This window comes from Acetobacterium carbinolicum (assembly GCF_047456275.1).
GTDB lineage: Bacteria > Bacillota > Clostridia > Eubacteriales > Eubacteriaceae > Acetobacterium > Acetobacterium carbinolicum.
Map to the genome: position 1 here is coordinate 2,572,083 of NZ_CP173357.1, position 20,004 is coordinate 2,592,086.

Annotated in this window: 17 protein-coding genes; 4 read left to right on the forward strand and 13 right to left on the reverse strand. The window is 41.6% G+C overall.

The annotated features are described in order from the left end of the window. Positions 1 to 683 precede the first annotated feature (683 nt). The 5 genes from ACIZ62_RS11940 to ACIZ62_RS11960 form a co-directional block, all read right to left on the reverse strand. On the reverse strand, positions 684 to 2,078 hold the full coding sequence (locus tag ACIZ62_RS11940; RefSeq protein ID WP_111886433.1) for an SLC13 family permease: 1,395 nt from the start codon (positions 2,076 to 2,078) through the stop codon (positions 684 to 686). Between the two features lie 149 nt (positions 2,079 to 2,227). Then, on the reverse strand, positions 2,228 to 3,208 hold the full coding sequence (locus ACIZ62_RS11945; RefSeq protein WP_111889638.1) for a uroporphyrinogen decarboxylase family protein: 981 nt from the start codon (positions 3,206 to 3,208) through the stop codon (positions 2,228 to 2,230). Positions 3,209 to 3,293: 85 nt separating this feature from the next. Then, positions 3,294 to 4,664, reverse strand: coding sequence for an MFS transporter (locus tag ACIZ62_RS11950; protein ID WP_111886432.1), 1,371 nt, complete (start codon positions 4,662 to 4,664; stop codon positions 3,294 to 3,296). Between the two features lie 702 nt (positions 4,665 to 5,366). Next, on the reverse strand, positions 5,367 to 5,876 hold the full coding sequence (locus ACIZ62_RS11955) for a GNAT family N-acetyltransferase (protein ID WP_242988550.1): 510 nt from the start codon (positions 5,874 to 5,876) through the stop codon (positions 5,367 to 5,369). Between the two features lie 903 nt (positions 5,877 to 6,779). Further along, positions 6,780 to 7,172, reverse strand: coding sequence for a pyridoxamine 5'-phosphate oxidase family protein (locus ACIZ62_RS11960; RefSeq protein ID WP_111886431.1), 393 nt, complete (start codon positions 7,170 to 7,172; stop codon positions 6,780 to 6,782). Between the two features lie 134 nt (positions 7,173 to 7,306). Here ACIZ62_RS11960 and ACIZ62_RS11965 point away from each other — a divergent pair, with 134 nt between their 5' ends. Together ACIZ62_RS11965 and ACIZ62_RS11970 are read left to right on the forward strand one after the other, a co-directional pair. Then, positions 7,307 to 7,693 carry a winged helix-turn-helix transcriptional regulator gene (locus tag ACIZ62_RS11965; protein ID WP_111886430.1) on the forward strand — a complete coding sequence of 129 codons (387 nt, stop codon included), beginning with the start codon at positions 7,307 to 7,309 and terminating at the stop codon, positions 7,691 to 7,693. 58 nt (positions 7,694 to 7,751) lie between these two features. Then, positions 7,752 to 10,124, forward strand: coding sequence for an ATP-dependent DNA helicase (locus tag ACIZ62_RS11970; RefSeq protein ID WP_111886429.1), 2,373 nt, complete (start codon positions 7,752 to 7,754; stop codon positions 10,122 to 10,124). 23 nt (positions 10,125 to 10,147) lie between these two features. Here the strand turns inward: ACIZ62_RS11970 and ACIZ62_RS11975 are convergent, their stop codons facing one another. From ACIZ62_RS11975 to ACIZ62_RS12010, 8 genes are all read right to left on the reverse strand, one after another. Then, positions 10,148 to 10,441, reverse strand: a complete 294-nt coding sequence (locus ACIZ62_RS11975; protein WP_371414185.1) for a nitrous oxide-stimulated promoter family protein — start codon at positions 10,439 to 10,441, stop codon at positions 10,148 to 10,150. 10 nt (positions 10,442 to 10,451) lie between these two features. Further along, the gene (locus ACIZ62_RS11980) at positions 10,452 to 10,694 is read right to left on the reverse strand and encodes a hypothetical protein (RefSeq protein WP_204355440.1); all 243 of its coding nucleotides are present in this window, start codon (positions 10,692 to 10,694) and stop codon (positions 10,452 to 10,454) included. An 18-nt stretch (positions 10,695 to 10,712) separates the two neighbouring features. Beyond that, positions 10,713 to 11,966 (reverse strand): DNA polymerase IV, encoded by a 1,254-nt coding sequence (gene dinB / locus ACIZ62_RS11985; RefSeq protein ID WP_111886428.1) that lies wholly within the window; start codon positions 11,964 to 11,966, stop codon positions 10,713 to 10,715. A 305-nt stretch (positions 11,967 to 12,271) separates the two neighbouring features. After that, complete coding sequence (locus ACIZ62_RS11990; protein WP_111886427.1) at positions 12,272 to 12,886, reverse strand: carboxymuconolactone decarboxylase family protein; 615 nt, start codon at positions 12,884 to 12,886, stop codon at positions 12,272 to 12,274. Between the two features lie 175 nt (positions 12,887 to 13,061). After that, on the reverse strand, positions 13,062 to 14,069 hold the full coding sequence (locus ACIZ62_RS11995) for a uroporphyrinogen decarboxylase family protein (RefSeq protein ID WP_111886426.1): 1,008 nt from the start codon (positions 14,067 to 14,069) through the stop codon (positions 13,062 to 13,064). 300 nt (positions 14,070 to 14,369) lie between these two features. After that, complete coding sequence (locus ACIZ62_RS12000; RefSeq protein WP_414150208.1) at positions 14,370 to 16,433, reverse strand: HD domain-containing phosphohydrolase; 2,064 nt, start codon at positions 16,431 to 16,433, stop codon at positions 14,370 to 14,372. 33 nt (positions 16,434 to 16,466) lie between these two features. Continuing rightward, a complete protein-coding gene (locus tag ACIZ62_RS12005) occupies positions 16,467 to 16,859 on the reverse strand; it encodes an MmcQ/YjbR family DNA-binding protein (RefSeq protein ID WP_111886424.1) in 393 nt (130 codons plus the stop codon). A 46-nt stretch (positions 16,860 to 16,905) separates the two neighbouring features. After that, positions 16,906 to 17,712 carry an MBL fold metallo-hydrolase gene (locus ACIZ62_RS12010; RefSeq protein ID WP_111886423.1) on the reverse strand — a complete coding sequence of 269 codons (807 nt, stop codon included), beginning with the start codon at positions 17,710 to 17,712 and terminating at the stop codon, positions 16,906 to 16,908. 244 nt (positions 17,713 to 17,956) lie between these two features. Between ACIZ62_RS12010 and ACIZ62_RS12015 the strand changes: the two genes are divergently transcribed. Both ACIZ62_RS12015 and ACIZ62_RS12020 read left to right on the forward strand, forming a co-directional pair. Then, the gene (locus ACIZ62_RS12015; protein ID WP_111886422.1) at positions 17,957 to 18,319 is read left to right on the forward strand and encodes a BlaI/MecI/CopY family transcriptional regulator; all 363 of its coding nucleotides are present in this window, start codon (positions 17,957 to 17,959) and stop codon (positions 18,317 to 18,319) included. Between the two features lie 2 nt (positions 18,320 to 18,321). Next, positions 18,322 to 19,995, forward strand: coding sequence for a M56 family metallopeptidase (locus tag ACIZ62_RS12020; protein ID WP_414150209.1), 1,674 nt, complete (start codon positions 18,322 to 18,324; stop codon positions 19,993 to 19,995). Positions 19,996 to 20,004: the final 9 nt, after the last annotated feature.

Below are 20,004 nucleotides of genomic sequence, written 5' to 3' on the forward strand. Positions count from 1 at the left end.
TCTCCTTTTTAAAATAATTTCCTGATTCTCTGAATCCCTTTTCAAATTGGCTATTCAACAATCGGCTACCGACTGTCGATTCTACGGGCATTGCATTTAAACATTTGTGGATTACTCATAATCTGCTTGGTTTTTTCAACCTCCTTTTACCAAAGCTCTGTTTATTACATCTTACATTTTTCTCTGCGATTAATTATGCACATGTATATACAGATTTTTCCATAGGTTACCATCTTTTATACTATCTGTCAATATTTTTCTATATCGAGACAATTTATTATCTTTACTTGTTTGTTATTTCTCAAACAAACTTTAGTAAGTGAAATATCTTGTTATTATTTTAACGTTTTCAAGCGATCAACCCACTATTTACTACTATTTTTTATACTTTCCTTTTTTTACAAATTCTATTCATAATTCTGTAAACGGTTAAAAAAAAACGCCCTGAACAGTGTCTTTGTTCGGAGCGTTTTAGATTTCATTCGTAAAAATAGTTATTTTTTCATTCTTATTGTGTCACTTATTTAACTAGTACATTATGTAATTCTAATATACTTTTTATATTCTCTCTATTTTTTCTGTCTCGTTATCAAAATTAGCCGCCATTTTTTTATATATTAAGAAAATATTTTTAATTTCACGCTTTTCTTAACTAAAAATGATCCGATCAAGAAGCGATCATTTTACGCAAGCCCGACAATCTTACCGCCAATGGGCAACCAAAGTGTACAGAGTATGATAAAGGCCAGTTGCATCCAAATCGTTGCCTTTGGCATATCCGTCATCTTGTAATAACCAGCCGTATAGGTTATCAGCGGAATGGTATCAATGGGAAACAGATAACAATTACCGGCACACAATCCCAGAGTAATAATTAGCAATGCCGGATGAATGCCCGTTGTTGCTGCCAAGCTGATAATTACCGGTGTCAACACCCCAATCAAAGCAGGAGCTACCGGTACAACCAGCATAATGATAAAACACATTGCCGCGACAAAGAATACCCCTTCCATTGTCGAAATAGTCAGACTGGTGGGTAAGACATGAGTGACAAACCATTCACTGACACCATTGGTCACAATGGTGTTGGCAATACATAAAACCGTCCCAATCAAAACAAAAGAAGTCCAGCTTACCGCTTTGATGTAGCGGTCCCAAGTTAAAATATCGATCCCTGGCAGGAAAAATAACGAACATCCTATCAGAGCAACCACAGTAACATCAATTCCTGATACAAAGGAACTGAGAATCCAGAAAAACATCATCCCTGATGCGATGGTAATAACTTTCCATTCGATTTTTGAAATCTTTTCTTTTACGGCAATGGTTTTTAAATATTCCTGTATTTCTGACTGATCAATTTCAGCCGGCGGATATATTTTCATCAACACAAACCAGGAAAATGGCACCATTAACACAACAATGGGAATGGCACAAATCATCCATTGAATAAAGGTAATCTGAATACCAGCAATGTTTTGCAATAAACCGATGGTTAGGATATTAATCCCACTGCCAGCAGGGGTCATGACTCCGCCTAGCATGATGGCGACCGGGATCCCGATCATTAGTGGTCTTGCTGTTTTTTTACGGTCCGCTTCATTTTTGAATAGTTTTAAAAAGCCTGCTCCAATTCCCATAAAAACAACCACCGTCGGCACATCCGTAACCACCGATGAGATCAGCCCTCCAGCAACCATGATTGCTAAAATACATGTTTTTACGTTTTTACCAAACTTCTCCAGTAAAAGATGGAGGACGCGTTGCACAATTGGCGTTGATGTCACTGCTTCAGCCAAACCAAACGAAGCCAGTACAAAAAACAACATCGTATTGCTAAATCCAACCAAGCCGGTTGCAAGATTTTTAGTTACGCCCAGAATTGGCAGCAAAGCCAGACTTAAGAAACAGATAACCCCTACTGGTAGTGCTTCTGTTATCAGCATGATCAAAAAGAAAATTAAAAGTCCTATGGTAATAAATCCAATATCCGTCAAACCTTCTGGAATTGGCAGAAGGAAAACTGCAATCAGTACCCCTATGCTCATGATCATTCCTAATAGCTGTTTTTTGTTCATAATCCACCTCAAGATATTTATCTCTAAAATAATACAGACAAGAAGTCGATTCAGATCTTGAAAAGACTTCCTGTCTGTAATCATAAACCTTCATCAACCTTCATCAAATCATAAATAAAAATTAGATTTGATTAGCGTATTTCCCTAAATCAAAACATTTCCTTTGACATTTTGTCTATTTCAGTATTAATTGTTTCGTATACACCGGGGAACGAGTCAATCGGCAAGCCGGAGGTCTGAGATGGAATAAAATATAGTTTTCCATTTTCTTGACAGGTTTTTTTAACATATTCAGCGACAATTTCCGGTGTCCAGCCCGGGAAATCAACAAGACCGCTATGGATACCACCCATAAAGGTAATCTTGTCGCCATATTTTTTGATCAATTCAGGAATATTATTGGTATTCATGACTCCCTGCCAGATATCAATGCCCATTTCAATCATGGATGGCACCAGGTTAGCTGCATAGCTATCGCTGTGGTGAACAATTAGTTCAACGCCATTATCTTTATAATAGCCATAGATCTTCTTGTAAGCGGGCTCAAAAAATTCTTCAAACATTGCCGGTGAAATAAAGGAGTTAATCTGGCTGCCCCAGTCATCATGATGGAAAACAGCATCCGGATGAAGATGATCGACAAACTCTTTAGCCAACCGAAGTTCAAAATCCACCAGGTAGTCAATCAGTTCATGCATCGCTTCAGGTTCTTCATAATAAGCCATTAAGGCTTCTTCCATACTCATCAGATAATGGACATGTTCAAAAAGGCCCGGAGCAACAAAAACAGTAACATACTTGTCATTCCGATCAACAGCATTGGCATCAGCAATGGCAGTCGCCCAAGCTTCCTCGGGATATTCAAGTTTTGGTGCTTTCACGTAATCCCGCCACTTCGTAATATCTTTAATCACAATATGTTCTTTGTCATGAACCGGGAATGAACCTAACTGCCCTTCCGGCCAGCTCAAAGTAACACCCCATTCATTAACAATTTGCCCCCCTACTGGCGGTTTTAAACGGCTAATCGGAGTTTTCATCATTAACGCAAACGCTTCATATTGTTTGACAAAGCGGTCTGGATTTCCACCTTTTAATACTTCCGCAAGGTTTTGTCTTTTTGTTAGCATCATATTTTCTCCTTTTATGGTTTTTAAATGGATTTATCATTTCGAACCGAAGCGAGTATAACGCGCTTCGGTCGAAAAATAAGATTTATCCCTGTTGTTTTCGTTCAGCAACTTCTTTGTTCATTTCAGCCATTCTTGTTGGTGTTAATGTATATAGTCCAAACATTAACACTAATCCGATAACCATAATGATTGCTGGATATAATGCAAAGCCATTTTTAATTGCCTGTACCAGTTCTGGTGTTACCGCCATATCAGCTACGTAACCAACAGAACCTAAAACTGCTGCAATGATTACCGAACGGATAAAGATCGATATTTTTATTGGGAAACTGATGAGTGACATAATGAAACCGCGAGCATTTTTCCCTGTTTTCCATTCACCATAATCTACCGTTGCAGAGTACATGGCAACACCCAGTGAATCAGGCAAGCCATAGCCAATATAGGCAACAAACATAATAATCTTAAATGCGGTTGCTTCAAGCGGCATAAACCACACCAGTAATAAGCCGATAACTAAAAGACTCAGTGCGATCATGTAGGTTGTTTTTTCGCCTAGACGCTTGGCAATCGGTGCCGCAATCATGGCTGCAAAGAAGCTTGAAATGGTTAATCCTGTCATAAACAAAGCTAATCCCGGCAGATCTTCGATAACATATTTAAAGTAGTAGAATGCCATTCCAAAAATTACAAACCGACCTAAATATCTACCCAGTTCTACTAACATTAATCCCAACAAAGGCGGATTAACAACAATTTGTTTGAGCATTTCTCCAATAGACATCTTTTCAGCTGGTTTTCCAGCTTTAACTTCTGTACCGTTTTGAGCATATTCTTTTGTGATAACATAATAAATGATGTTACAAGTAATCATGATCGCACCAGTAATCGCTGCCATATAAGTATAGCCTAAAACTGGGTTGCCAACACCAGCGCCGATGGCAGTGATTGCTTTTACCCCAAAGTAAGAAAACGCCAGAGCACCAGCAGCATTAAACATCCCCCGGTTGCTAGCCATGGAGATTCGCTCTTCACGAATGGTGGTCAGTGAATTGTTCATCGAAATATGGGCTGCATAGAATGTATTCCAGACCAGATGACTGATGGCAAATCCTAAAAAGATAATAATGGCATTAATCTCTGCTGTGCCACCAATTTGTGAAAACTGCAAAATATAAAAGAGTGCCGCGACGGGTGGTCCAACCAGCAGCCATGAACGGTATTTACCCCATTTCATGTTGCTTTTTTCTAAAATAACCCCCGCGGTTGGTACTGCAACAATATCTACGATACTGGTTACCAATAAGATAGTACTTACCAAAGCCAACGGTATTTTTGCAAAATCTGTAAGAAATGCTGCAAAAAACATAACTTCAATATTGACCATGGTCTGAAATCCGAACGACGGCAATCCATAAAGATTAATGGCCGACTTTTTTAATGGTTTGTTCATAATTTTTTCTCCTTTTTAGTATAAACTTAAATATCAATTCCTTTTTTAATAGCTGTTTGCATCACATGCATGAACAGTCAGTCCTCATCTTCCAACAATCAAACACTTAATTTATCCATTCGTTCCTTCACCCGATATTTATTTTGCACCATCCCTTCCATATATGATGCAATTCTTTTACTACTCCTTTCTTAATATTATTCAAAATTTGACGGGGAAGCACTAAAGATTTTCAGAATTTTGTGATCTTTTTCGTAAACCGTAAATAAAATTGTAATTACTATTGCATTTTCAACATCATTGTACTCGTATTCAATGAGACTGTCAATGGTTTTTTTAGTAAAATATATCAGTTAATCTATTTTTGACGCCATTGTACTCGTTTACTTTTCGTATTTTTCTGAATAATCTATATTTTCTCGTTATCTGTCTCATTCTACATAGCAGCTTTTTATCACAGGTCAATCATCACCATATTATTTTTGTTTTTGATTTGCAATTTATTTCCGATCACATTTGTAAATTTTATTATTCCTCTTTTAGCTTGATTAGCCCTTTTTGTTTGTCGTTCTATTTCATTCCCTTTTTGGCATTCATTTAATCACACCCAAATAAAAAGAACCTCTTTCGAAGTTCTTTTTTTGAAATTACGCATTTTTTCAGTAATTTTACTTGTGGTCTGTTTATTAAAACTGTCTGAGTTTATTTTGTCAATGCGTACATACAAGAGTCTTGAATTACTCCATTTTTACAAATACTCTTTCGAAAAACACCTTCCAGTTCAAACCCAGCTTTTTCAAGCGTTCTTCGAGCCTTCTGGTTTTCTGAAAAAGGACGGGCATAAATTCTTACAACATCCGATTCTGCAAAGGCATTTTCACAGACTTGTTTAATCGCCTGGGTCATGATCCCCTTCCCCCAGAAGGGTTCGCCTAACCAAAAACCCAGCTCTCCGCTTTTACTGCTAACATCCTCCTGCATAAGTAAACTGATCGACCCGGATGCTAAATCATCAATAACAACCGCTCTGTTTAACAGTTTCCGTTTATTCTTATGAATACTTTTTGAAATAAAAAGATGTGCATCATCTAACGTATAGGGATAGGGAAATGTATTTCTCAGATTTCTCGCTATCTTTTCATTATTGGCCAGGGGTACGATACTTTCAGCATCACTCAGTTTCCACTCTCTTAGTCCAAATTCCATTTTCATAAACCTCCTATTATAATTCAATTCTTGCGTTTTTGTTAAAACCCAATTTGTGCACGTCTGCTTTATAATTTTCATAAGGTTAACACCTCTCACTATTTATGTCAATATTTTTCCTTTTTGCGACAATATATTGCATTTACTTGTTTGTTATTTCTCAAACAATTTTCAAAACAGAAATATATTGTTCGTTATTTAACAAATCAAGTTTGTCGGAATTACTAAGTTTGGGCGTTTATTATTCGGGTAACTTTAATATTTGTTTGCACTATATAATAATGGTTTCACATACTATTTTTCAAAATTTATATTTTAAGGTGAAACACTTTTTGATTTTTCTAGTATATTAAAAGGAAAATAATTGATATTTATTGGAGCAACTGTTTAGTTTGTTTTTTTGCTCGTTTTATTTTATATTTGACCGATGCTTGGCAAAATTATTTCTTGCTAGAAATTTCATATGATGTGATAACTTTAACAAATAACAAAACGAACAAAATTGCAAACTATTGCTTTTTTATTGCTTTCCTTCCTTTTTAACGTCTTTATTTTTATGTAATTTCTGATCACTTTCCATCGGAAATCAACGTGAAAACGATGCATAATTAAGCATTACTTAAGGAACGATTTCCTCCCGCTATCGTTTCTTCTTAATTAAATGGAACTAAATTAATTGGTACCTGCTCAATTGCAATCATCACAATTTATTATAAAAAAAGTGTTTCCTGTTATAACAGCAAACACTTTTTTTATAATGAATCAAAAGACTATAATTTTACGAATTACTTGTCTTTTACCTGATCGCAGTTAATTACACTATAAATTAAACCTGCTTAAATTATTAACTCATCCAGAATTTCAGATCCACTGGGTTTTGCCTGAATTCCAATTCTTAGAAATTAGTCTCTAGAATTCAATGACCTTTGGTTCGGCCGTAAAAGACGAAATAGTTGCTACTGCATCTTTTAAATATAATACTTGTGTATTGTCGTCATTGGCTGAGTACATATCTTGTAAGCTTGGGTAAGCATCCAACATACTTTGTTTTGCTTCAAGTCGATCATCTTCAACGGCAACTGCTTGAAGTCGGATCCATGTTTCACCATTAAAAGCTGAAATTTCAACCTTCGGATTTGTCATCATCTGTTTTGAAACAGCTTTTATTTTCCCTGTTTGAATATAAAGTTTGTCCTCAAAGATGTTGATTGTTCCGAAAGGACGAACGCGTGGTTGATCGCCTTCTTCCGTTGCTAAAAAATACGTACCACAATTTTTCAAATAATCATACACTGCTTCCATTTTTTCTCCTTCGCTCATTATTGATTTGACATCGCTGCCAGTTATATTATAATTTTATATCATATAACAAATAATACAAGTACGATGTTTTAGTATTGTTACTACCTTATTAGATAGTATCCTCAGGAGGTATCATGGAAAACGATTTATTTGGCATCTGTCCATTTGTGACAACACAAAAAATTCTGACCGGAAAGTGGACGTTGCTTATTATGCACTGTTTAAGTGAACGCACCCTTCGATTTAATGAATTACAAAGAACACTCCCCTCTCTAACTTCCACCACGCTGACTAAGCAGCTACGAATGTTGGAAGATCACGGATTGATTATCAGAACCGTATATAATCAAATACCACCCCGGGTCGAATACTCGCTGAGCGACCTCGGAAAAAATTTCAAGCCAGTGTTGGATGAATTAGAAATTTGGGGGAACCAGTATATTGAATTTTTAAAAAATAAAAATCAGATCTCTGACCAAACTAACGATGATACCAATAAAAATGAAATGACGAGTTTTTAACAAATTTTTAAATCAAGACATTTTATAAAATAAAACAAGTAAAACAACAGGTGAAACGATGACCAATCAACCCGAAATAAAACTATCCGTCCGGAATCTGGTGGAATTTATGCTCCGTTCCGGAAATATTGATTCTAAATTTATCAGCAATGCCAGTGCTCTGGAAGGAACCCGAGCCCACCAGAAGGTACAAAAAGACAATCAGGACAAGGGCTATACCGCAGAGGTATCACTAAAATACAACCTCGCATATGAAGGCTTCTACTTCCTTATCGAAGGCCGTGCCGACGGCATCATCACCACTGACACGGGGGTTGTCGTGGACGAGATCAAGTCCACCAGCCAGTCCCTTTCGGACATCGACGAAGATTATAGTCAAACCCATTGGGCTCAGGCTAAATGCTATGCGTTTATTTATACTATCCAAAATGAGCTGCCAGAAATTGGCGTCCAGCTGACCTATTTTCAACGTGAGAGTGATGAGATCAAGCAATTTCTAAAAGTCTTTACCCAAACCGAACTGACCACTTTCTTTTATGATCTGATTAATCAATACCTGGTCTGGGCCAGCCTGACTAGCGACTGGGTAACCAAACGAAATGCCGCCATCAGGGCCCTGGATTTTCCCTTTGAGAGCTATCGCCGGGGTCAACGAGAGCTGGCGGTGGCGGTTTATAAAACCATTACCGAACATAAAAAGCTGTTTGTTCAGGCTCCCACCGGGATCGGAAAAACCATGTCCACCCTGTTTCCCGCGATCAAATCGATGGCTGAAGGGCATACCGCTAAAATTTTTTATCTGACCGCCAAAACCATTGTCCGGGAGGTGGCCGAGGAAGCCTTTGCTAAAATGGCGGACCAGGGGCTGGCTTTTAAAAGCGTCACCCTCACCGCCAAGGATAAAATCTGTTTTCAGGAAGAAACCATCTGTGATCCCGATTACTGCGACTACGCCCGGGGTCATTTCGACCGGGTTAATCCAGCTATTCTTGACCTGCTGGAGCAGGAAAACCGCTTGACCCGACCGATCATTGAAGACTATGCTCACAAGCATCAAGTCTGCCCCTTTGAATTTTCCCTGGATTTAACCCTCTGGTGTGATTGCGTGATCTGTGATTACAACTATGTTTTTGATCCCCGGGTTTATCTCAAGCGCTTTTTTACCGATAATGGCGGCGACTACACCTTTCTGATTGACGAGGCTCATAATCTGGTGGATCGGGCCCGGTCGATGTTTTCGGCAGAACTTTATAAAAAACCGTTTCTGGAACTGAAACGCCTGTTTAAGGATACCGATCCCGGTATCGCTAAAGCCCTGGGAAAAATCAACAGCCACATGATCGGGCTGCGGAAACTGGCTGAGACCGACCAGCATTATCGCCAGCCAGAAGCGCCCAAGGATTTCTTGCCGCTGCTGCTGAAGTTTATTAATCTGGCCGAAGCGTGGCTGGTAAAAAATGAGGGCAACGAATCCCACAAACAGCTGCTGGAACTGTATTTTAACGCCCTGACCTTTATGCGCACCGCCGAATTTTACGATGACCGCTATCTGACCTACGTCGAAAACGCCAATGGTGACACCAAAATAAAACTCTTTTGTCTGGACCCCTCCCACCTGCTGGGCGAAGCCATTAAGCGCGGCCGGGCTGCGATTTTTTTTTCTGCCACCCTGTCTCCCCTTAACTATTTTGCAGAAATTCTGGGTGGCGATCCTGACAGCTATAAAATCAGCCTGCCCTCTCCCTTCGATGTCAAAAACCGGGAACTGCTGATTGCCGATACCATCTCAACCACCTTTCGAAACCGGGAAAAGACCTATCCCGCCATTGCCACGTGTATCAAAGCCATACTGGAGCAGCAATCAGGCAACTATCTGGCTTATTTTCCTTCCTATAAATATATGAACGCGGTATTTGAGATTTTTACCGAAACCTACCCGGAGATCATCACCATCCGGCAATCCCCTGAAATGAACGAGGCCGACCGCGAGCTATTCCTGAATCAGTTCCGACCGAAACCCGGCACTACCCAGGTCGGCATGCTGGGCTTCGGGGTGCTGGGCGGGATCTTTTCCGAAGGGGTGGATTTAAAGCACGAGGGACTCATCGGCGCCATTATTGTAGGTGTGGGTCTGCCTCAAATCTGTTTTGAGCGTGATATCATCCGCGATTATTTTAATGAAAAGAACAACGCCGGCTATGAATATTCCTACCTCTACCCCGGGATGAACAAGGTGCTTCAGGCCGCTGGACGGGTGATCCGAACCGAAACTGACCGGGGGGTGATCGTCCTCATCGATGAGCGGTTTGGTAGCCTCAGCTATCGCCAACTGTTTCCCCGTGAGTGGTTTCCCCACCGCCGGATTCGGACTGAGGCCGAGCTAAAAAAGGGTTTGCAGGATTTCTGGGCCATGCCCGAACCCCAAATTTGACGTAAAAAACATCTGCTGTCGTACTACGACAGCAGATGTCTGATGACCATGACAGGATGATAAAAAATCATCCGCGGTCCGCTAAAACCCATCACTTCTCGAATTTTCACCTGATTCTCTTTATTATAGCAGTGGCTTGGACACTGACTGCAAAAACCCTTGTTTTCGCCATAGTGGCAATGATCCAGACGGTTCAAGGCATAGCTTAACAGAGCCTGGCACTCATCACACAGATCCTGCGAACGATGTTTTTTACGGCAATAGATTCTTACCATCAAGGTGAGGATTCTTCTTTCCTTGTCTATTTTTCGCATCATGCTTTATTCCCTATCTTTCCTTGCCCTCCACAAACCATTTGGGTGCTTCATAATAGAGACAGACCTCTTTATTCTGAATCCGGCAGGTGTAGCGAATTCCCTGTCCGCCGACCTTCAGGGAAACACCCGGGCGCATATCCAAAACCCGGTCGATTATAAAAACCCGACCATCCTCCCATAAAACCTTTAAAGGAATAATTTTTCCATCTTCTTCAAATTTTGCAATCACCTGGACAAACTTTTTAATAGCCATTCTTCTCTAACACCTCCTTTAAAAGTAACCAATCGGATGGATAATGTGGTCTTTTTTGGGGTCCAGGCAGCTCATCTGATCCCCGATGGTGACCGCCCGCCGCACCGCCAGATTACCAAAACGCTTGCGCAAGTCATCGACGGTCTCATCAAGCCGAGCCTGCCGCACCCGGAGTTCTTCATTGCCAAACAGATCGAGCTGAATCGGGGTTGAATCCGGTACCAGATCGGTGACCCGCACCCCCATGGAGCGGATATCCGAGCTAAAATCATAATTGTTTTCAAACAGCGCGATGGCCGCTTCCGCTATTTCCCGGGTCAGATCCGAGGGCTTGGCCAATTTCAACTGCCGGGTGAAGCTGTGTAATTCTTTGTTTCTTACATGGATGGCCACGGTCAGGCAATAGCAGCCGGTTTCCCGTAACCGCATGGCCACACTTTCGGTAAGCATGTAGATGATAAATTTCACATCCTTCAGGTCTTTTAAATCCCGGGGAGTGGTGATACTGTTGCCAATGCTTTTAAGGATCCGTTCATTGCCGTTATAATGCTCGTCAAAGGATTTGACCGGGCTATCGTCCAACCCATTGGCAAACCGCCATAACACGGCACCCATTTTGCCAAATTGAAGCACCAGAAAATCCAGGGACGTTTTTGCCAATTGTCCGATTGTATAGATGCCATATTTCATCAATTTTTTCTTGGTTGAGCGGCCCACATAGAGGAGATCCCCGACCTCCTGCTGCCAGACAATTTTTTTATAATTATCCCGGGTAATCACGGTGATGGCATTGGGTTTCTTGTAGTCCGAACCAAACTTGGCAAAGATCTTATTCCAGGAAACCCCAATGGACACCGTGATTCCCAAATCTTCCTGAATATCCCGGTTGATTTTTTCGGCAATCACTGAGCCGTTGCCGTGAATCCGGGCACTGTTAGTGACATCCAGCCAGGCTTCATCCAGGCCGAAAGGCTCCACCTGATCGGAATAGCGATTGTAAATCTTGCGGGCCAGCCGAGAGAAGCGCAGATACAATTCATAGTTAGGGGCCCGGACCACCAACTCGGGACATTTTGCCCGGGCCTGCCATAGCACTTCCCCGGTTTTGACGCCAGCTTCCTTGGCTTTCTGGTTCTTGGCCAAAATAATCCCATGGCGCTTCTCCGGATTTCCCCCTACCGCCACCGGGAGATTTCTGATTTCGGGATGATATAAACATTCCACATTGGCATAAAAACTGTTTATATCCGAGTGTAAAATAATCCGTTCCATGGCTCACCTTTTTTAATCTACCTCATTCAAATTAGTACATATGTTCTATTGGTATTCTATACCCACTGGCACTCTTTGTCAATGCCTAAATTCTTAACCTCACCAAATCCCTCTTAGCGTCATTTTTATTTCATGTCCAAATTGTAACATCGCTGTTTGTATACCACTTTCAACTTATCCGAAGATTAGGTGAAGGCTTACTGTTTTCGGGACAAAAGAAAAAACAGAGGGTATGATCCTCTGTTTTAAGAAATTTGTACGCTTACTCGTTTGCAGTTTCCAATCAATCGGAGCACCACTGCCAGCTAACATTTGTGATAGAGTAAACAACGGTCGCTAAACCCTGCTGGCGGTATTCCTAGCCCCTGATTCAGTCTGGCCCAATAATTGACACTGGCAATGGTACTTGCCAACATAACGATTTCGGCTTCGGTAAATTCACAGGTCAGATTTTTAATGAATTGACCAGATAGATCGGGCGGGGTACGTGACAGACTGATGGCGTACTCCAGTGCCAGCAGCTCACGCAGGCTAAATGTATCAACAGACTGCACCTTCCGACGCCCCTGTAAGACTGCCAACTCGTCATCCGTTATCCCATTTTTAAGGATCCCGACGGCGTTCATGTCAATACAAAATGAGCAGGAGCAGATTAACGAGGCCTGGAGCCTAACTAGATTGAGTAGCCGCATCTCCTGATTATTCTTCCCTTTTGCAGTCATCATCTCCAAAACACCGGAACCAATGGCCGCTCTGGGATACCAGGTTAACATCCGGGCCGGCATCAAGTCTTTACCAGTTTCTTTTTTGGCGATGTACAATCCGATCCGAAGTAACAACGGTATTCTTTTCGGTGCTTTTATAAATGCTTTTGGTATTCCATTATTGCTATTTTTTTCTTTTTTACCCGTATTTTTCATTTTCCCCTCCGTTTATCTTTATATCGACTGTATACCATCATTATAACCAATTAAACACTGATCATAATCCGACTCCCAGAAACGAAAACAGCCGGAGAAAATTCTCCGGCTGTTGCTAGGTTTTCTTTTATGATGGATTGGTTTAATCAGGGTGTAAATTATTCTCCAGCACTAACTATTTTCCGGCATTGATCAGATCAATTTCCGTAGTAATCGCTTCATAAACGCCGGGGTAAACACTACCGGGACCACCTTGGGTAATACAAGGGATATAATAGTGTTTACCGCATCGGGCGACGGCTTTGCGCACTTCGGCGCCAACACTTTCCTGGGTCCAGTTTTCATCATCAATCAGGGAGTTGTCGATATCGCCCATGAACGAGATCTGGCCGCCGTACTTTTTAATGAGGTCGGGAACATTATTATTAGAAATACAGCCCTGCCAGATATCGATTCCCATTTCGATCATCAGTGGTACCAGATTGGCGGCATAGGAATCGCTGTGATGGACCACTAGCTCAACACCGTTAGCCTTATAAAAGCCGTAGATTTTTTTGTAAGCCGGTACGATAAACTCGGCAAACATTTCCGGTGCCATAAACGAGTTCAGAGAACTGCCCCAATCGTCATGATGGAACAGACAATCTGGTTTGTAATATTTGATCAATTCCGCGGCATAACGAAGTTCATATTCAACAATGTAATCAATTAAGGCATGCATTTCTTCCGGTTCCTCATAAAAACCCATCAGACAATCTTCCATCCCCATTAAATGATGGCATTGTTCAAAGACTCCCGGAGCCACAAAGACGGTGGCGAATACCTCGTTACGGTCAATTGCTTCAATGGCTGGTAAAAACGGGGCCCAGGCTTCGGCTGGTAAATCTGTTTTAGGGGCCTTAACAACGTCCCGCCATTTTGTAATATCCTGGAGCACCTTGTGTTCCTTATCGTGTAAGGGAAATGCTCCGGGGGTTCCCGCTGGCCAGGCAAAGGTAATGCCCCAGGCATTCTTTGCCGGTTCGCCACCAGGCATGGGAAAAGCGCCTTGTCCGGTAATCGGATCACCCATTATCATTCCGTAAATGGCATCGGTACACACAAAGGCCTCATACTGATTGACAAAGCGGTCCGGATTGCCACCTTTAATCGTTTCCAATAGGTTCTGTCGTTTCGTTAGCATAAATCATTTCCTCCTAAAAATAGTAGCGTTACACAATTTAAATGCGTATATATTTGTAAAATGAATTATATCACTAGTTTCAAAGAATTACAAGCATTACTTAACCGGTTAAATCTATATTTTTGATGACGTTATCATTGGCCTGTTGATAAGCTTCTTTAAAAATCCCATCAAGTTCGGGAGTTTCCTGATCCAAAGGGGATTTATTCCGTCTTTCTACTGTTTTAAATATAATTAAGAATTTTAAACCGTCTTGTATTGTGCATTCAATCTTTGGTCAGGATCTGCCTTATCGAGCTCCTATTCAATCATATTTTCTTCGATTACATCCTTAATGAACACCCCCACCAGAACCGGATCAAACTGAGTGCCGGCATTACGCTTTAACTCATCAATGGCGTCCTTTTTTGTCATTGCTTTGCGATAGGGTCGGTCCCGGGTCATTGCATCATAGGCGTCCACAATAGCTAGAATCCGGGCCAACAGGGGAATTTCATCGGTTTTTAGACCTTGGGGGTAACCGGTGCCATCCCAGCGCTCATGGTGACAAAGAATATATTCAGAGATCTTGCGCAATTCCGGCACTGTCTGAGCAATTCGATAGCCCACCTCAGGATGCTTTCTGACTTCCAGCCACTCATCATCAGTCAATTGACCATTTTTTTGAAGTAGCTTGCTGTCGATGCTAATTTTTCCGATATCATGAAGGGTTGTCGCCAATTCCAAAGCTACCAGTTCCTCCTGATCCAGCCCCAAGACCTGCCCCAATTGCTTAGCCATACTGGCCATCCGCTCTGCGTGTTCTTCGGTTTCGTTACTTTTTTCAAAGAGGGTGGTTTTAATGGAATTCAGGACGGTAGAATGAAAACTTTTATAGTCCAGTAGTTTTTTTCGGTACATCGACTCCTCGGCTAACCTGAATACTTTTTCAAAAGGTTCCTGCTCCCGGGTTTTGGTGGCAAATCCCAACGAAATACTTGTAATAATCCGTTCATTATCCAGCTCGTATCCAGCTTTGCAGGCTTTTTTAATTTTTTCAACCAGAGCTCCAGTTTCCCGATAAGAAGTCTGGGGTAGCAACATAACAAACTCATCCCCGCCGGTTCTCACCAAGACATCTTTTTCTCTGGCGCAAGAAGCCAAAATCCTGGCGATGCTAATTAGCAGTTTGTCCCCTGCGCCATGGCCAAAGGCATCATTAATCAATTTGAGTCCATTAATATCTCCAATGATTAGAGATAACGGTAAATAATCGTGATGATCCAGCCGCTGCCGTTCTTTTTCGTAGTAGCCCCGGTTATGGAGGCCCGTAAGGGCATCGTGCTGGCTCAGAAAGAGCATCTCAGCTTCTGTTTTCTTACGTTCGGTGATATCCCGACTGACCCCGATTAATCCCAGAATCTGAGCATTGTGATCATAGTAGGGCGTTTTCAGGGTTTCCAAAATAACTTCTTGTCCATCCGGATAGGTCACGAATTCTTCATTCCGACGGGATTTTTTTTCCTTCATCATCAGTTGATCCATATCGCGAAATAAGGTTGCCATTTTTTCGTCAAAGAGATCAAAGTCAGTGAGCCCCACCAATTCGTCCTTGGTTTTACCGGCAAAACCTTCGAAGGCTTTGTTGCAACCGAGATATACACCCGCATTATCTTTATAAAAAACCAGGTCTGGCAGCGAATCCAGTAGTGAACGCAGCAGCGATTCTTTTTTCTGGTATTCATAATAGAGGTGTTTATAACTTTCCCGGCTTTCCCGCAGATTTTTCTCTGCTTCCCGATTTTTGAGTGCCTGAAGCATCACCAGGCATAGCAGCAAAGTTCCCAGAGGATAGATAATCAGCACTGGCAGAGTAATAACCTGCAGAACATCAAACCCTTGTTGATTGGGCAAGGTCAGCATACAAGCCAACATGGCGAGATGGACAATCACGCCAAACAAGTACAGCTCCGGCCAGACTTTTTTAGGCTTTTGGCGTATTTTCTTCAACCGATATCGATACCAGCACAGCCCAATTAGAGCGGAGGTCACCGTCACTAACACCCCGGTGAGGGCCCCACCACCGCCTAAATAAATCCGATAAAGCGAGATCATCAGGGTGGCCATGATGGTAGGCAAGTAACCGAGAAATAGTCCCGTTACACTAATCAGAATCGATCGGGTATCGAAGATGATCCCATTTGAAAAACTAACGGTATTCATCATTAGCAGAATCCCCACTCCACCCAGAAAAACACCGAGAGCAACCTCCAACCATTTTTTGCGACGCTCGTCAAAGTGGATAAAAAAGAGATTGTAAACAATGCTGATGGAGAGCAGCAGGGCAGTATTAAATAATAGATCCTTAATCAGTTCGGCTGACATGGTTTCTCCTCTTTTCCGATTGAGCTGTTTTACTTATGCTTCGGAAACTTTCGTACTTTCCTCAATCTCCCGCTGTTTCTTTTTTGTCAATTTCTTTAGTACCGTCTGATAAGCCAATTGAATACAATCAACTAAAACTGCCTCTGGCACATTTTTATCAAGCATGATTGAATTCCAATGCTGTTTGTTCATATAATACCCAGGAATAATATCGGGGTAACGGGAGCGGAGGATTTCTCCATCACCGGGTGGCAATTTGACTGTCAATAATGAATCGCCAACCTTATTTTCTCCACGCATGGCAAACATCACATCGCCGACAAAATATCGAACCGCATCCCATTCGTGTTGATAATCCCGGGACGTGCCCGGTAAAGGTTCTATTGTATTTTCGATCAGTTCATCCCATTTTTCACAAGGTTTCATCATAATCTCCTTTCCTGTTCGCAGGGTCTTCGTATTCATTAGCATTTTAGAGTTCAAATTCCTCCAGATCATCCGGCACCAGCAGGTTTCCCGCAAAAAATGGTTGCCCTTCGGCAATGTACAGGGCCTTTCGGTTGGCCAAATTGCGATCTTCGGTATGATAGAGTATCAAGTTGACCACTTCCAGCCGGGCCCCGATTTCACAGGCATCCTTAACGGTGGTATGAAACTTTTCATAAGGCTTAAACCGCTCTCGTTCAGCATAAAGGCAAAAGGCCTCATGCAACAGCCAGTCGGATTGGAAAGCATACCGATATTCATGATCTTTATAGGGTTCATCTCCTAGAAAAGTTAATTTTCTTCCCGACTCCAGCTTTATTGTAAAGCCAAATTGTTTGGCTTTTTGAGATTGAATATCAAAAAAAGTTACCTTATTACCTAAAATTTTTTTGGCCTTCCCATCTTTCACAATTCTAAAGAAAATCCGTTCACCAATAAGTTTAACAAACTTTTCAGGAAGTGTTAGTTTCACTATTATCATGGCTGTTTTATTTAACTGCGGATGGCAATAGATATTTAAATTACCTTCGTATTTTCCGCTGCGGATTTTAGCAGCAATCATCCGGATCAACCAGATTAGTCCGAGCAAATGATCTGTGTGCTCATGGCTGATAAAAATATCATGAATCTGTTCTAATCCAATTTCAGCCTTTTCCAACTGGGTCAGTATTCCGTTTCCCCCGCCGGCATCAACCAGAAAATAATTGTTTCCCTTTTGTATTGCAAAACAAGTATTATAACACCGCGTGACAGCTGCATTGCCAGTGCCCAGGATAATTAAACGTTCCTTCACTCTTATTCCTCCACTAATTGCATCATTTGCTGCTTTTTAATTGATTATACTCGAAAATCCTGGATTTATCCAGTGGTCCTATCGCAACCCCAGCGCCAAACGTTAAACTTTTCACGATTCTGCTATTTCTAAAAACTATTTGCAGCAATTTTCACTAACAGCAAATCGTTTAAACACAATTTGACTTATCTGTCTAATGATGTTAGACTAAACTTGTCTAGTGTTATTAGACAAGGAGGCTTTGATGAAAAAATATAAACTGGGGGAAATGGAGCAACGATTAACCGAACTCATTTGGGAAAATGCACCGGTCTCCACCCGGGACTTAATAGCGCTGTGCGCGGAAGCCTTTAACTGGAAGCGAACGACGACCTATACCATGCTTAAACGCCTCTGTGACCGGGAGCTGTTTGTCAATGACAGCGGCATCGTTAGGATTATTGTATCAAAAGATGATTTTTTAAGTAAGAAGGGCGAAGCCTTTCTCGCCGAAACCTTTGACGGCTCGCTACCGCGATTTATCGCGGCATTTACCCGTCGCCGGAAATTAAATGAGCAAGAAGTCCACGAGCTGCAGCAGCTAATTGACGAATACCGGGAGGAATAAACATGTTTGAAGCGATTTTTATCGAAGTTCTTAATCTGAGTTATATCGGGAGCATTGTAATTCTGGCTGTTCTCATGGCCCGATTACTACTAAAAAAAGCACCAAAGCGCTACACTTATATCCTCTGGTCAGTAGTGTTACTAAGACTGCTGCTTCCCTTTTCTTTTGCTAGTGCACTTAGTCTCCTGCCGGTTAATCCAAAGCCGATCCCTACTGACCTTTCAGTGGCAGAAACACCACAGATCATCACTGGCATTGCTGCGGTTGATGTCCCCATCAACAACGCACTGCCGACACCGGAAGTCGTCACCAGTGTTAATCCGTTGCAGATTTTTTTCATGATCGCTTCCGTTATTTGGGTCATTGGTACGTCAGCTCTTCTACTTTACGGTGTAATCTCTTATATCAAACTAAAGCATCGTTTGAAAGAAGTAACTATTGATAAAGACAATCTCTTCATTTCCGACAAAGTCCTAACGCCCTTTGTGCTGGGGTTTATCAAACCTAAAATCTATTTACCGGTTAATCTGGATGAAATAGAGAAAAAACATATCCTCTTGCATGAACAAACTCATATCCGACGATTTGATCATGTGATCCGCTTTGTCAGCTATCTGATTTTATCTATCCACTGGTTTAATCCACTGGTTTGGGTTGCTTTTTATGTCAGTGGCAAAGATATGGAAATGGCCTGTGATGAAGCCGTGATCAATCAGTTGGGTTATGAAATAAAAAAAGATTATTCCCAATCCTTATTAAATCTGGCAACAGGTAAACGAAACCCGCGACTATCGCCCTTGGCTTTTGGTGAAGGCGATATAAAAGGAAGAATCCGAAACATCCTAAATTTAAAGCAACCAAAATTTTATGTCGTTGCCGCTGCGGTGATTATTCTCATTGGCACGATGATCGGACTGATAACGAATCCTTCCGACACGAGTGCCTGGTTAACGGAAAAAGAGATTATCAATACCTTTAACGCCCATAATCTGGCAATGGAAAAAGACCGCAACAAAAACCCTGCGGATTATGCCATTGGCGGTATTGAACCGGGAATTTTCCGGTTGAAAGCATATGATGGCACCATCTATATTTATATTTTTGATAACATGGATAAACGATATGATAACTTTGTTCGTTGGGACTTTGGCTATAATAACATTGTCTTCGATGGGTCGGTTAATGCCTATCATTCGAAAAATGCCTCCGTTGTTTTAGAGGCACCGTTTGGAAATGGCGATCTTCTGGAAGCCAATGAGTCGAGCGAATTTCACAAGTTGGCAACCATCATTTTCGACACCGTTTTTCTATATTTAAACGACGGAAAAACCGTTGTCTATCATGGTGAAAGCCAACACTGGCGTAGTACCTATACCTCAAAATATTTTAATAATCCGATCAAGGATGAGGATGGCCGACTGCATATGGATGCCTATGGTTGGGAGACATCTCAGTTAGTTTATCGTGGGGATGATCCGGAGCGGGTTGGAAGTATCTCATATAAATATGATCGCACTAGCGGTGGCGGTGGCGGAACTGGCTTGCGGGTGGATGACGACGGAATTGTTAATTTAGGGGGCGGTTCCGGTAATGGGCCGATGTCAACTCCTCCTCAGGAAGTTACCATCACCGTGATGTGGAATGATCAGGAAGAAAGTCTTGTTCTGCAACCTTGAACAAATTTG

What these genes read in the sequence shown, in the direction of transcription:
- ACIZ62_RS11940 (WP_111886433.1), bottom strand. Translation starts at nt 2,078, where the DNA reads ATGAACAAAAAACAGCTATTAGGAATGATCATGAGCATAGGGGTACTG.
- ACIZ62_RS11945 (WP_111889638.1), bottom strand. Translation starts at nt 3,208, where the DNA reads ATGCTAACAAAAAGACAAAACCTTGCGGAAGTATTAAAAGGTGGAAAT.
- ACIZ62_RS11950 (WP_111886432.1), bottom strand. Translation starts at nt 4,664, where the DNA reads ATGAACAAACCATTAAAAAAGTCGGCCATTAATCTTTATGGATTGCCG.
- ACIZ62_RS11955 (WP_242988550.1), bottom strand. Translation starts at nt 5,876, where the DNA reads ATGAAAATGGAATTTGGACTAAGAGAGTGGAAACTGAGTGATGCTGAA.
- ACIZ62_RS11960 (WP_111886431.1), bottom strand. Translation starts at nt 7,172, where the DNA reads ATGGAAGCAGTGTATGATTATTTGAAAAATTGTGGTACGTATTTTTTA.
- ACIZ62_RS11965 (WP_111886430.1), top strand. Translation starts at nt 7,307, where the DNA reads ATGGAAAACGATTTATTTGGCATCTGTCCATTTGTGACAACACAAAAA.
- ACIZ62_RS11970 (WP_111886429.1), top strand. Translation starts at nt 7,752, where the DNA reads ATGACCAATCAACCCGAAATAAAACTATCCGTCCGGAATCTGGTGGAA.
- ACIZ62_RS11975 (WP_371414185.1), bottom strand. Translation starts at nt 10,441, where the DNA reads ATGATGCGAAAAATAGACAAGGAAAGAAGAATCCTCACCTTGATGGTA.
- ACIZ62_RS11980 (WP_204355440.1), bottom strand. Translation starts at nt 10,694, where the DNA reads ATGGCTATTAAAAAGTTTGTCCAGGTGATTGCAAAATTTGAAGAAGAT.
- dinB (WP_111886428.1), bottom strand. Translation starts at nt 11,966, where the DNA reads ATGGAACGGATTATTTTACACTCGGATATAAACAGTTTTTATGCCAAT.
- ACIZ62_RS11990 (WP_111886427.1), bottom strand. Translation starts at nt 12,886, where the DNA reads ATGAAAAATACGGGTAAAAAAGAAAAAAATAGCAATAATGGAATACCA.
- ACIZ62_RS11995 (WP_111886426.1), bottom strand. Translation starts at nt 14,069, where the DNA reads ATGCTAACGAAACGACAGAACCTATTGGAAACGATTAAAGGTGGCAAT.
- ACIZ62_RS12000 (WP_414150208.1), bottom strand. Translation starts at nt 16,433, where the DNA reads ATGTCAGCCGAACTGATTAAGGATCTATTATTTAATACTGCCCTGCTG.
- ACIZ62_RS12005 (WP_111886424.1), bottom strand. Translation starts at nt 16,859, where the DNA reads ATGAAACCTTGTGAAAAATGGGATGAACTGATCGAAAATACAATAGAA.
- ACIZ62_RS12015 (WP_111886422.1), top strand. Translation starts at nt 17,957, where the DNA reads ATGAAAAAATATAAACTGGGGGAAATGGAGCAACGATTAACCGAACTC.
- ACIZ62_RS12020 (WP_414150209.1), top strand. Translation starts at nt 18,322, where the DNA reads ATGTTTGAAGCGATTTTTATCGAAGTTCTTAATCTGAGTTATATCGGG.